This is a genomic window from Kribbella monticola (assembly GCF_003261635.1).
GTDB lineage: Bacteria > Actinomycetota > Actinomycetes > Propionibacteriales > Kribbellaceae > Kribbella > Kribbella monticola.
This window is the reverse complement of record NZ_QFXK01000033.1, coordinates 402,925-414,901: the sequence shown is the minus strand read 5'-3', so window position 1 is coordinate 414,901 and position 11,977 is coordinate 402,925. Positions and strand designations below refer to the sequence as shown.

Below are 11,977 nucleotides of genomic sequence, written 5' to 3'. Positions count from 1 at the left end.
CCCCTCCCCGCCCTCCCCGCCCGTCCCGCCTCACCCCGCCCTCACCGCCCCTCCCCGCCCTCACCGCCCACCGGCGTCGTACTCCGCCTTTCTTTCTCTTCTCATCGGCTTCGTGGCGGGATCTCGTTGGTTTGGTGCTGGATATCCGCTTGCCGCTGCATCGGCATCCGACTAGTGTCAGGATCGTCAGTGCATTACACCCATGACACGTCGAGAGGATGACCAATGGCCGCCGCAACCGCCCCCGCCGCATCGCCCGAGACCGGGACGCGGAGCGCGTCGGCGGCGATGATCTGGTCGGCGCTCGCGGTCGTCTACGTCGTCTGGGGTTCCACCTATCTGGCGATCCGGATCGTGGTCGACGCCCACATCCCGCCGATGCTCGGCATGTCGACCCGCTTCCTCGTCGCCGCCGTACTCCTGGCCGCGTTCCTCGCCCTCAAGTCCGGCGTCGCGCGACTACGCATCAGCGCCCGCGAGCTCGCCGGCTCGGCCGTGGTCGGCCTCCTGTTACTTGCCTTCGGCAACGGTGCTGTGGCGATCGCCGAGCAGACCGTTCCGTCCGGTCTCTCCGCCCTACTGGTCGCCGCGGTTCCGCTCTGGCTGATGTTGCTGCGCGTCGGCGGTGGCGAGCGCCCGCGCCCGCTGACCTGGCTCGGCGTACTGATCGGCTTCGGCGGCGCAGCGCTGCTGGCCCTGTCCGGCGGCGACACCAGCGCGAAGCCGTGGTCGGTGGCGATCCTCGTCCTCGGCACGATCAGCTGGGCCGTCGGTTCGCGCTTCTCACCGCGTCTCGGACTCCCGAAGGACCCGCTGGTCGCGACTGTCTACGAGATGGCCATCGGCGGCACTGCGATGGTGCTGATCGGCGTACTACGAGGAGAGCCCGGGCGGCTCCACCTCGGCGCCGTCGACACCAAGGGCTGGCTCGCGCTCGGCTACCTGATCGTCTTCGGATCGTTGCTCGCTTACAGCGCCTACTCGTACCTGTTGGCGAACGCCCCGATCTCACTGATCGGCACCTATGCCTATGTGAACCCGGTGGTCGCCGTCTTCCTCGGCTGGCTGATTCTCGACGAGCACGTCACCGTCAAGATCATGCTCGGTGGCGTCGTCGTGGTCTTCGGGGTCGCCCTGGTCGTCACTGCCGAACGCCGCCGCACCACGCCCGAGACGTCAACTGAAGCTCCCGCCCAGTCCGCACTCAGCCGGAAGTAGCTCAGCCAGAAGCAGCTCAGCCAGAAGCAGCTCAGCCAGAAGCGGCTCGGCCAGAAGTAAGGGGAAAGGAAGAACCCGGGCCCCCATGGGGTGCCCGGGTCTCCCACCGCTGCCGATGCGCGCGGCAGCGGGTCCGTGTTGCCAGGCCGGCGCCTTGCCCCGAAAAAACAAGGCGCGAAACTCCGGCAGTATTGCGTCGACATTCCGATGCACCGTGGTAATACCCGTTCGGCGACCACCGAGACCGCCGAAATTACCTTCGCCACACCCGGGTCATCCGTCACCCGCGCACAGACAACGACGAAGCTCCCGATCGGTTACGGGCCTAGGGCAACGATTTGCCTGACGCGTCCACTACCGGCAAGTTGCCTGGTCAGAGGCACGTTGTTGCCTAGTCAGCGATCTCATCACCGGGCAGCTATGTCTGCGCCTGAATCACGCCGTGGCGAAAAACTTGCCGAAGAAATGTGTAACCGAGGCCATCAGGTGTCGTTACCACTAAGACGAATCCGTCAAACCCGAAAGGAAACCTCGCATAATGCAGGTAACACGCAAGATCGCCGCTGCAGCGGCAGTGGCGACCGTTGCCACGCTGGGCCTGGCCACCGTTGTGTCGGCGAACATGCTCGACAACCCGACGGCCAACAACGCCGGCCTCGCCGACGCAGCTTCGCTGGCGAGCAAGGGCTACGGCCACGGCGGCACCAAGTGGTACGCCGCGCACCACGACGGCTCGCTCGTCGCGCTGGACGGCAACTCCATCGGCCCGCTGCAGGCCTGCCACAACTTCATCCCGGTCAACGCTGTCGGTGCCCAGGTTCCGGTCAAGGACATCACCGCGATCATCGGCTTCAACCAGGCCGGCAACACGGCCACCGCGGTGAAGACCTGTGAGATGAACTCGAAGAACAACACCCACAAGTGGTACCGCGCCGAGGGCGGCCTGATCTCCGTCTCCGACAACGCGGTCGGCCCGTTCCAGGTCTGCCACAACGACGTTCCGGTGAACGCCGTTGGCGCTCAGGTCCCGGTTTCGGACATCACCGGGCTGCTCGGCTTCAACCAGGCCGGCAACTCGGTCGACCAGCTGCAGACCTGCGAGCTGGACTCCGTGAACAACTGACCTCTCTCCCTGGTCAGTGATGCAGGACACCGGAGACCAGTCGCCTCGGTGGGGCGATTGAACCGGTAGCACCATCGAAGCGGCATCGGGAAGTAAGCCTCACTCCTTCCCGGTGCCGCTTCACCCTTTATCCACAGGACCTGATCCTTCGGGTAACCCACAGGACCTGATCAGTCGGCTACCCCACAGGGACCTGATTCTTCGGCTAGCCCACAGGACCTGGTCCTTTGGCTCCAGCGCACTCCGGCTCGGCGCATCCCACGCCCGGCCACCCCGATCGCCCGGACCCGGTCCCAGCCGGGCCCGGGCGTTTCGGCGTCTGATGCTCAGGCGGGCAGCTTGCGAAGATCCAGCACCGAGCCGTTCGGCAACTCCCGCTCAAACAGAGACCAGATCCCCAGCGCAGCCTGCTCCGGGCTGACCAGAGCACCAGACTCCTTGAGCTCACGAAAGCGCCCAACCGCAGGAAACGCCCGCTCGTCCACAGCCCGGATCTCCCCCTGCATCGCGGTATCCACCACCCCCGGCGCCACCGCAACCACCCGACACCCAACCAGCAACTCACCGCGCACTGCCCGATCAGGCTCACCCCCACCGCGCACTGCCCGATCAGGCTCACCCTCACCGCGCACTGCGGGATCGTCCTCCAGCTCACCGCGCCCGCCCCTGCTGATCCCCAGCCCGCCCGCGCCTCGCTCCACCTCGCCGACCCGCGGCCGGCCCGCGCCTCGTTCCACGTCGGCGGGCCGGACAGGTGGTTGTTCGGCGCCTACTGTTCGGACCCAGTGGTCGACCGCGGCCTTGCCTGCGTTGTACGCCGACCAGCCGGGGTACGCCGTACTTGCGGCGCCGGACGACAGCATCACCAGGTGCTTCTCGCACGTCAGCTTCGCCGTGGCACGCAGGAACGCCCGGCCGAGAACCTGAGGTGCCGCCGAGTTCAGCAGTACGGCGCGCGTGTACGCCTCCGCATCGACCGCGTCCGCCGGTCCGATCGGCACCACCGTGCCCGCGTTGTGCACGAACACCACGCGCTCGCCGGCGAACCCGGCCAGTTCAGCCTCGAAGTACCGCTCGACCCGCACCCAGTCCGCCGGGTCGGACAGGTCCACCGGGAAGTGCTCGACCGTCCCACCGCGACGCGAGAGGTCGATCACCCGCGCCTCGGGGAACGGCACGGTCGCCGCCAGCGCGGCACCGATACCTGCGGAGGCGCCGGAGATCCAGACCAGCGACGTCACCGCGCCGTCGGCGTACTCGCGACCCGGCCTTCACGCCAGGCGCACGCGACCTCGAGGAAGAGGTCGTTCGCCTCACGCTCGCCGATCGTCACCCGCGCACCATCACCGGGGAACGGCCGCACCGAGACCCCCTCCGCCTGCACCGCTTCGGCGAACGCCAACGTCTCGTCGCCGAGCGGCATCCAGACGAAGTTGGCGTGCGTCTCCGGCACGGCCCAGCCGGCGGCGCGCAGCTCCCCCACCACCCTGGTCCGCTCGGTCACCAATGCCTCGACCCGCTCCAGCAGTTCGTCCTCTGCCTTCAGCGAGGCGATCGCCGCCGCTTGGGCGACCTGGCTGACCCCGAAGGGAAGGGCGCACTTGCGGATCGCGGTGACGATCGGCGGATGTGCGATCGCGTACCCGATCCGGAACCCGGCCAGCCCGTACGCCTTGGAGAACGTCCGCAGTACGACGACATTCGGCCGGTCCCGGTAGACCTCGACCCCGTCGAACGCCTCGGGGTCGCGAATGAACTCGTAGTACGCCTCATCGAGGACCACCAGCACGTTGGCCGGTACGGCGTCGAGGAACGTGAGCAGCTCGTCGCGGTGCACCACCGGGCCGGTCGGGTTGTTCGGCGAACAGACCAGGACCATCCGGGTCCGCTCGGTCAGCGCGGCTTCCATCGCCTTGAAGTCGTGGCGCGCGTCTTCGGTCAGCGGCACCTGGACCGAGGTGGCGCCGGTCAGCTGGACCGCGATCGGGTAGGCCTCGAAGGAACGCCAGGCGTAGACGACCTCGTCGCCTTCGCTCACCGACGCCTGCAGCAGGTGGTAGAGCACTGCTACGGATCCGGTCCCGAGTGCCAGATCACTCACCGGTACGCCGAGCCGCTCGGACAGCGCCTCGAGCAGGTCGAGCGCGCCCATGTCGGGGTACCGGTTCATGTTCGCGGCGGCCTCGGTCGCCGCGGCGAGCACGCCCGGCAGCGGCGGGTACGGGTTCTCGTTGCTGGACAACTTGTACGTCGGCCGGCCGTCGGCGCGCTCCGGCGGCTTGCCCGGCTTGTAAGCCGCGACATCGTCCAGGCAGGAGCGGAACCGGAACTGGACCTCATCGTGGGCGGTCATGCCCGCAGGTTAATCGCTGTCCCGCCGCCGTAGAACCCCATCGCCGAAGACTCGGCAAATTGCCCCCTCGCCCCGGCGCAGCGACCGCCTTTGCGCTGCGGCGCCGGAGCCGAGGTGGACAATCTGATCAACCAGGAAGAACGACCTCGCCGCCGACGACACTGGCGGCGGCAAGGTCGAAATCGAGCGGGTTGGTCATGCAGCGCGCCGACCCACCACCCTTGTGGAACTCGGACAGGTCCAGTACGACAACCCGCAGCCCCAGGCCGGTGAGGATGTCGTGCAGCCGCGTCGAGCAGGCCGGCATGATCACGGTGTCGTTCACGACCAGGGAGTTGCCGCTGAACGCGAACGCCTCCTCGTCGGTGAGCACGATCGGCTCGGGCACGATGCCGAACAGCTCGGCCTGGCTGGCAGCATCGAGCGCGGGCGGGTAGACCAGCGCGTGCGTGCTGTCGATCGGGCAGAACGGCAGGTCGAGGTGGTACATGCCCTCGTGCGTGATGCGCAGCCCGCGGACCCGGATGTTCCAGCCGGCGGCGAGGTGCTTGAGGGCCTCCTCTTCGGTACGCGGGCCGTACCCGACGACCAGGCTGTCGCCGAAGACGAAGGCGTCGCCCGACTCGAAGTGCGGGCCGACCCCGTCGCCGCCGGTCCGGTCCAGCTCGAAGCCGCGGCCGGTGAACCACTCGGCCGCGGTCAGCGATTCCTTGCGGCGCGGTTCGAACCGCATGTGCGAGAGCATCGCGCGGCCGCGGGGCGCGTCCTCGGTCGGCGCGGTGGCCAGGCCGAGGTTCATCGCGTAGACCATGTCGGGCGAGTCGGGCCGCTGCTCGAGGACCTCGACCTCACCGCCGGCGTCGATGATCGCCAGCCGGAGCGAGTTCCACTGGCGCATCGCCAGCTCGGGGTCGGGCTGATCCTGGGTCGACATGTACGGATTGATCACGTAGTCGATCCGGAAGTGGTCCGGCCGGACCATCAGATACCGGCGACCCCACCCCAGCTGCTGCCCCATGAACCACCCCTGCACACTCTGTCCGTCATTGACGGATTCTCTGATTGTCCGACAATCAGTCAGTGTGCAGGTCCGCTCCGGCCGACGTCAACACGGGTCAGGTGAACGACACAACAGCAGCCGCCCGGACAGGTGTCACTGGCGCAGAACACGGGTCGGTGAACGGCAGAACAGCAGCGCCCGGGCAGGTGTCGCTGGCGCAGAACGCGGGTCGGTGAATGACGGACCGCCGTACGGCAGCCCCTGGCGCAGCAGACGAGAGGGCGGAGCGGTGTCGTGCCAGCGGCCGGGATGGGACTACTTGGTGTAGATGATCTCCAGGTCGGACGGCTCGTAGCCGTGTCCGATCAGCCAGTCCATCGAGGCCTTCTTGCCGTCGGGGAAGGTGATCTTGATGTAGAAGGCCAGCTTCTCCGGATTGGTCGGGTCGGCCTTGGAGGCGCCGTAGTTGACCGTGAAACCCGGCCCGACGTACGGCAGCTCCTGCAGGATCGGGTAGTTCTGGGTGAGCCGGTCGGTGCGTTCCTGGTACCGCCGGCCTTGCTCCGCCTCGGTCTCGAGCACCTGGTCCGGGTGGTTCTTCTCCCACTCCCGCCCGACGTCGCCGTTGGAGAACAGGAACATCTTCACGTCGGTGTCGCCGCGGACGTTGATGGTCTCGGTGTAGCTCTGGAACCCGCGCCGCTCACCGGTCAACGTGTGCTCGCCCTCTTTGATCTTGAGGACGCCGTTGGCCGCGACCTGCTTGCCGTCCAGGGTCAGGGTCAGGTCGTTCGGCACCGAGCGGACCGAGACGTTGTGCTCCGGGCTGCCGCGGAAGGCGAGGTAGCCGCCGAGCACGACCAGCACGATCACCACCACCGTGCCGCTCAGCACCCACAACCGCCTGCTCTCGTCCATTCCCTACCCCTGCTTCTTGATCCGGGCGACCGTGTACTGGCCGTGCTGGTCGACGAACTGGACGATCGACGGTTGTGGCACCCGGCCGTCGCCGGCACTCGATCCCAGCGAGGCCGACAGCGCGTTCCAGGTCTTGCCGTCCGTGCCCTTGAACGTCCCGACGTAGATGTAGGTGTGGCCGTCGTTGACGAAGATGTCGCCCGGCTGCAACTGACCGACGTTGTTGAGATTCTCGAACACCTGGTACTTGCTCGAGCCCTGGACGTAGTCGCGCTGACCGCCCGTCCCACGTTTGACGTAGTCCTTGTCCACACCGCTCATCACCATCACGGTAGCGACATAGACACCACAGTCGCTGAACGGCCACGTCCCGGTGGACCCGTTGAACTCCGGCATCGCCTTCTGGTACGCCGGGGTCGCGTCCTCCTTCTCCTGCCCGTGGCCCCGGTCGCGCCAGGCCAGGCCGAACGCGGTGTCCACGATGCTGCCGTTGCCCGCACCCGCGCAGCCACCGGCGGCACCAGACCCCACCCCGTTGCCGAAGTTGGCGAGCACCTCCTTGGCCGACGCCTTGCTCTTGGCGTAGCGCGGATGGTTCGGATCCTCGCTGCCGCCGAAGCGCTCGTAGTACCGGGCGAAGGCGACCGCGGCGTCCTCGACGGTCTTGGCCGCCTTCAGCATGGTGCCGGCCTGACCTTCGGCGGCCGGGCCCTTGCCGGACAGCTGGACCTTCAGGAAGTCGAGCTGGAACTCGAGCGTCTCGATCTGCTCGTCCTTGGCGCCCGACGATCTCGACGGGGTGATCATCTTGCTCGGCGGCGTCCACTGGACGATGCCCCAGCCGCCGCCGTAGTCGTTCGCCGTACCGGGCTGGTCGACCTCGGCCGCCGGGGTCTTCGTGCCCGGCAGGGTGTTCTGCTTGCGCATCGGCTCGACCGACGACTCGTCGATCATGTTGCCGACGATGCCGGCCGACTGCTCCTTGGTGTAGCCGTTGGAGACGAAGTAGTTGAAGGCCTTCTGCTGGTTGTTGGAGCCGCTCAGCGGCCCACCGCAACTGCACCCACCGGTCGAGCCCGGCGCGGCGGAGTCGCCGATCTGGTCCTTGGGATCGACCGACTCGATGTGGCCCTTGCCGTCGGTGTCGACCCAGAGCTCGAAGTGCAGGTGCTCGCCGCTCAGACCGGGCTCGGTCTCGCTGCCCGATCCGGACTTGCCGATCTCGTCGCCCCGCTTGACCTTCTGGCCGACGTGGACCGACTTGGAGCTGAAGTACTCGTACCGGGTCTCGACGCCTTCCTCGTGCTTGATCCGGATCCAGTCGCCGGAGACCGAGGTGACCTCGCCGTCCTCGGCGGCCAGCACCGGGCTGTCCTTCTTGACGTTGAAGTCGAGGCCCTTGTGCTGGTCGCTCCAGCCGGCGGCCTTGTCGTGCGAGGAGGTCGGCCAGCCGAACGCGGCAGCCGAGTCGGCGGCGCCCGAGTCGCTACAGGTGTCGCTGCCGAGGGCGCCCAGTGCACCGCCGAGCATGGCGAGGACGATCAGCAGCGGCAGCACCAGGATGAGGCCGATGCCACCGAGTATCGGTAACGTCTTGCCTTCCATCGCCTTCTCCTCGCGCAGTCAGTGACTCTCCCCTTGCCGGGGGGAGGGGCGGACACCAAGGAACAGACTGCCCGAAAACCAGGTCATTATGTCGAAAGTTATCCACAGGTAGTTGTCCACCCGGGTGCGCCCGCGCGACAACGGCCCCTGACTAGACGAGAATCGGTTTATGTACGAACGGCTGCGAGTCGACCGCTCGACCACGGTGGACCGGGTGGTCGACGCGCTGCGCACCGCTTTGTTCGCGGGCGACCTGGAGCCCGGTACGCCGTTGCGCGAGCAGCCGCTGGCCGAGGCGCTCGGCGTCGCCCGGAGTACGGTCCGGGAAGCGATGACCATGCTGGTCACCGAGGGCCTCGCCGTCCGTGAGCCGAACAAGGGCGTCAGCGTCGCGATCCTGCACCCGGCCGCCGTCGCGGACATCTGCAAGGCCCGGTTCGTGCTGGAATCCGCCGGGATCCGCGCCTGGTTCGACGCCGACGAAGTCGCCCGGGAACGGGTCCGCGCCGCGATGCGCACCTTTGCCGCCACCGCCAAGGAAGGCGCCGACCCGGAGGCGATGACCGAGACCCACCTGGCGATCCACCGCAGCCTCGTCGCCCTCACCGGCAGCGCCCGCCTGATCGCCACCGCCGACTCGATCACCGGCGAAGCCAGACTCGCCCTCGCCCGCGTCGACGCCCTCCGCCAGGACGCCAAACAACAGGTCGCCTCGCACCGCAAACTCGTCCGCCTGCTGGAAAAAGGCGACCTCGACGAATGCGTGGAAGAACTCCGCCGCCACCTGGCCGGCGCCGAAGAATCCCTCCTCGAAGCCATCACCACCCCACCAACCTGACCCAGTACGACGGCTCCCCGTCACTCCCTGGCCGCCTGCTCCCAGCCACTCGTCTTCGGTGCCCGGGCGCGCGTAGTACGGCGTGTTGATTGTGGGTTCGGGGTTGGTGGACCTCCAGGTGGCAGGATCTAGGTATGAAGAACTTGATCATCAAGTTGCTGGCCAATGCCGTTGCGCTGGCTGTCGCGAGTTGGGTTGTCAGCGGGATCACGCTGCAGGGAGCGACCACCGGGCGTCGCATCCTGACCCTGCTGATCGTGGCGGCGATCTTCGGCATCGTGAACGCGGTGGTGAAGCCGATCGCCAAGCTGCTCTCGCTGCCGTTCATCATCCTGACGCTCGGCCTGCTGATCTTCGTGATCAACGCGTTGATGCTGCTGTTGACGTCCTGGATCACCGGCAAGCTGGACGTCCAGTTCCACGTCGGCGGGTTCGGCGCCGCGTTGCTCGGATCGCTGGTGATCACCCTGGTCGGCATGCTGCTGAACCTGCTGCTGCCCGACGAAGCCGAGATCCACTGAGCCCTGCATGACTCGAACAGTGCGGCACGTGGAAGTGGTGTGCACCGGCAACATCTGCCGGTCGCCGATCGGTGAGGTGGTGCTGCGCGCCAAGCTCGCCGAGGCCGGTATCGACGACGTCGTGGTGACCAGCTCGGGTACGGGCGACTGGCACCAGGGCGACCCGATGGACTCCCGCGCCGCGGCAGTGCTGGCGCGCAACGGGTACGACGGGAGCGCGCACCGGGCTCGCGTCTTCGAGGGGTTCACCGATCGCGACCTGGTGCTCGCGATGGACTCCGGGCACCTGGCGATCCTGCGCGACCACGGCGGCCCCGACCTCGCCGTACCGATCGAGCTCTTTGCCGACGCCGACGTACCGGATCCGTACTACGGCGATGATTCAGGCTTCGACGACGTACTGGATCAGATCGAGAAGGCCGCCGCCCTCTGGGTGCAACGGTTGCAGGCGAACCACTAGTTGCCCGAGGCCCGTAGTACCAGGGCGGAAACCCCGGTACTACGGGCGCAACGCGTCAGGCTTGGCCGATGTCGCTCAGCAAGGTGGCGAACCAGTCGACCGACGGGTCGAATTCCTTGCCGCCGGCAATCCGGGGGAACTCGATCGCGCGCAGTTCGTCGCCGCGCTCCTCGTCGTGGCCGACCACGCCGCTCTCGCCGCGCAGCGCCGCGTCGACCGCGTAGTCGGTGCACTGCTTGATCAGCTCGAGGTCGCGCTCGTTCGCGGCGGCCGAGCGGCTGAAGTAGCCGCTCTTCTGGACCATCGTCTTCTCCGCACCGATCCGCTCCGCGAACTGCTTCGCGAACCACGCACCCGGGTTGATCGTGTCCAGCTTCACGTGCCCGAACGGGTCCCGCGGCACGTCCTCGCCGCGCGCCTCCATCTCCGCCACGATCGACGGCACACCGGCGCCCTCGGACAGGAAGATGTTGACGCAGTCGTTCTCGTCCATCACCGCCTTCAGCCGCTCGGCCTCGGCGTCCAGGTCGATCGTTGCCTCGGGCACGTAAACCGCGTGCACATCCCAGCCGCCGGCGGTCAGGCCGATCCCCGGGTTCCAGTCCTGGGCGGTGACCCACTTGCGGTACTCCGCAGCCGTTGCCGCGGTCAACCATCCGCAGTTGCGGCCCATCACCTCGTGGACGACGAGCATCCGCGGGTTCGAGCTGTGCTCGGCGACCACGTTGCGGGCGAACAGCGCGCCCTGCTCGGCAGCGGTCCACGCACCCAGGCTCTGCCGGATCGGGATCACGTCGTTGTCGATGGTCTTCGGCAGGCCGACCACCGTCAGGTCGTAGTCGTGCTCCTGCAGGTACGCCGCCAGGTCGGCCGCCGTCGTATTGGTGTCGTCGCCGCCGATCGTGTGCAGCACGTCGACGCCATCGGCGACCAGCCGCTCGGCCGCCACCTGCAGCGCGTTCTGGCCGTCGGCGATCAGGCCACGCTTCACCAGGTCGGCCGTATTGGTCAGCTTCACCCGGCTGTTGCCGATCGGGCTGCCGCCGAACTTGTGCAGCAGCGCGGCCTTGGCGCGCACCTCCGGCGTCACCTCGACGTGGCGGCCGCTGAGCAGACCGTGGTACCCGTTCAGGTAGGCGATGATCTCGACGTCGGGCGCCACTTCGGTGTAGCGCTCGATCAGCCCACCGACAGCGGAGGACAGGCAGGGCGCAAGGCCACCGGCGGTGAGCAGGGCAACTCTGCGGACAGACTTGTCGGCAGCCATGGTCAGGGTCCTTCCAGGGGTCACTGAAGTCGCCCCCCAGCGTAGTGATGCAGACCACCTCCCACGCTGGTCGGGGCTCACCCACCGGACAGCAACCGGCTCGCAGCGGCGAGAGGGGCGTGCCGGGCTCGACGCTGGTTGGAGTTCACCGACCGGATCGCGAGGTGCTCAGAGTGGGGGGAGGGGGACGTTGCGGGGGGCGACGGCGGTGGAGACGATGAAGGAGGTCGTCGTTTCGCCGTGGGAGATGAACTTGTCGATGACGCCCTCCAAACCGGCGATCGACGCGACCTGGATGCGGATGAGGAAGCAGTCCTCGCCGGAGATGCGGTGGCACTCGACCACCTCGGGAACTCGCCGGGCAAGGTCGATGATCCGTGGGTTCTGACCGGGCCCCGGCCGAAGCCGGACCCAGGCCGCGACCGGCAGCCCGAGCGCGGCGGGATCGAGATCGAGATGGTAACCCCGGATCACCCCGGACTCCTCCAACCGGGTGATCCGCTCGCGAACGGTTGGCGCCGAGACACCGAGCCGCCGGGCCAGCTCGGTGGCCCGGATCCTCGGATCGTGCTGCAACTCGGCGAGCAGCCGGAGATTGATCTCGTCCAGCGCCGGTTTATCAGTTCGAAGGTCAGCGACATCATTCATGTTCATTTCGGAAACCATCGAGCACC

12 protein-coding genes are annotated in these 11,977 nt (G+C 67.6%); 5 read left to right on the top strand and 7 right to left on the bottom strand.

Translation table 11 applies throughout. The features are described 5' to 3' along the window. Window positions 1-225: 225 nt before the first annotated feature. Window positions 226-1,218 carry an EamA family transporter gene (locus tag DIZ26_RS24630; RefSeq protein WP_112245412.1) on the top strand — a complete coding sequence of 331 codons (993 nt, stop codon included), beginning with the start codon at window positions 226-228 and terminating at the stop codon, window positions 1,216-1,218. 538 nt (window positions 1,219-1,756) lie between these two features. Next, a complete protein-coding gene (locus DIZ26_RS24625; protein ID WP_112245410.1) occupies window positions 1,757-2,341 on the top strand; it encodes a hypothetical protein in 585 nt (194 codons plus the stop codon). A gap of 326 nt (window positions 2,342-2,667) precedes the next feature. Here the strand turns inward: DIZ26_RS24625 and DIZ26_RS24620 are convergent, their stop codons facing one another. The 5 genes from DIZ26_RS24620 to DIZ26_RS24600 all read right to left on the bottom strand — a co-directional run bounded on the left by DIZ26_RS24620 (window position 2,668) and on the right by DIZ26_RS24600 (window position 8,217). Then, window positions 2,668-3,582 (bottom strand): SDR family NAD(P)-dependent oxidoreductase, encoded by a 915-nt coding sequence (locus DIZ26_RS24620; RefSeq protein WP_112245408.1) that lies wholly within the window; start codon window positions 3,580-3,582, stop codon window positions 2,668-2,670. Then, a complete protein-coding gene (gene hisC / locus DIZ26_RS24615) occupies window positions 3,579-4,694 on the bottom strand; it encodes a histidinol-phosphate transaminase (protein ID WP_112245406.1) in 1,116 nt (371 codons plus the stop codon). Before hisC ends, DIZ26_RS24620 begins: the two co-directional genes overlap by 4 nt. 127 nt (window positions 4,695-4,821) lie before the next feature. Then, window positions 4,822-5,712, bottom strand: coding sequence for a dimethylarginine dimethylaminohydrolase family protein (locus DIZ26_RS24610; RefSeq protein ID WP_112245404.1), 891 nt, complete (start codon window positions 5,710-5,712; stop codon window positions 4,822-4,824). Window positions 5,713-6,009: 297 nt separating this feature from the next. Next, window positions 6,010-6,612 (bottom strand): PEGA domain-containing protein, encoded by a 603-nt coding sequence (locus tag DIZ26_RS24605; RefSeq protein ID WP_112245402.1) that lies wholly within the window; start codon window positions 6,610-6,612, stop codon window positions 6,010-6,012. Window positions 6,613-6,615: 3 nt separating this feature from the next. Further along, complete coding sequence (locus DIZ26_RS24600; RefSeq protein ID WP_112245400.1) at window positions 6,616-8,217, bottom strand: phage tail tip lysozyme; 1,602 nt, start codon at window positions 8,215-8,217, stop codon at window positions 6,616-6,618. 169 nt (window positions 8,218-8,386) lie between these two features. On the opposite strand from DIZ26_RS24600, the gene DIZ26_RS24595 reads away from it, so the two are divergent. From DIZ26_RS24595 to DIZ26_RS24585, 3 genes are all read left to right on the top strand, one after another. Further along, on the top strand, window positions 8,387-9,055 hold the full coding sequence (locus DIZ26_RS24595; RefSeq protein WP_112245398.1) for a GntR family transcriptional regulator: 669 nt from the start codon (window positions 8,387-8,389) through the stop codon (window positions 9,053-9,055). Window positions 9,056-9,189: 134 nt separating this feature from the next. Beyond that, window positions 9,190-9,576 (top strand): phage holin family protein, encoded by a 387-nt coding sequence (locus DIZ26_RS24590; RefSeq protein ID WP_112245396.1) that lies wholly within the window; start codon window positions 9,190-9,192, stop codon window positions 9,574-9,576. A 7-nt stretch (window positions 9,577-9,583) separates the two neighbouring features. Further along, the gene (locus tag DIZ26_RS24585; protein ID WP_112245394.1) at window positions 9,584-10,036 is read left to right on the top strand and encodes a low molecular weight protein-tyrosine-phosphatase; all 453 of its coding nucleotides are present in this window, start codon (window positions 9,584-9,586) and stop codon (window positions 10,034-10,036) included. A gap of 55 nt (window positions 10,037-10,091) precedes the next feature. Here the strand turns inward: DIZ26_RS24585 and DIZ26_RS24580 are convergent, their stop codons facing one another. Both DIZ26_RS24580 and DIZ26_RS24575 read right to left on the bottom strand, forming a co-directional pair. Further along, window positions 10,092-11,303 (bottom strand): pyrophosphate--fructose-6-phosphate 1-phosphotransferase, encoded by a 1,212-nt coding sequence (locus tag DIZ26_RS24580; RefSeq protein ID WP_112245393.1) that lies wholly within the window; start codon window positions 11,301-11,303, stop codon window positions 10,092-10,094. 168 nt (window positions 11,304-11,471) lie between these two features. Next, complete coding sequence (locus DIZ26_RS24575) at window positions 11,472-11,957, bottom strand: Lrp/AsnC family transcriptional regulator (protein WP_112245391.1); 486 nt, start codon at window positions 11,955-11,957, stop codon at window positions 11,472-11,474. Window positions 11,958-11,977 lie beyond the last annotated feature (20 nt).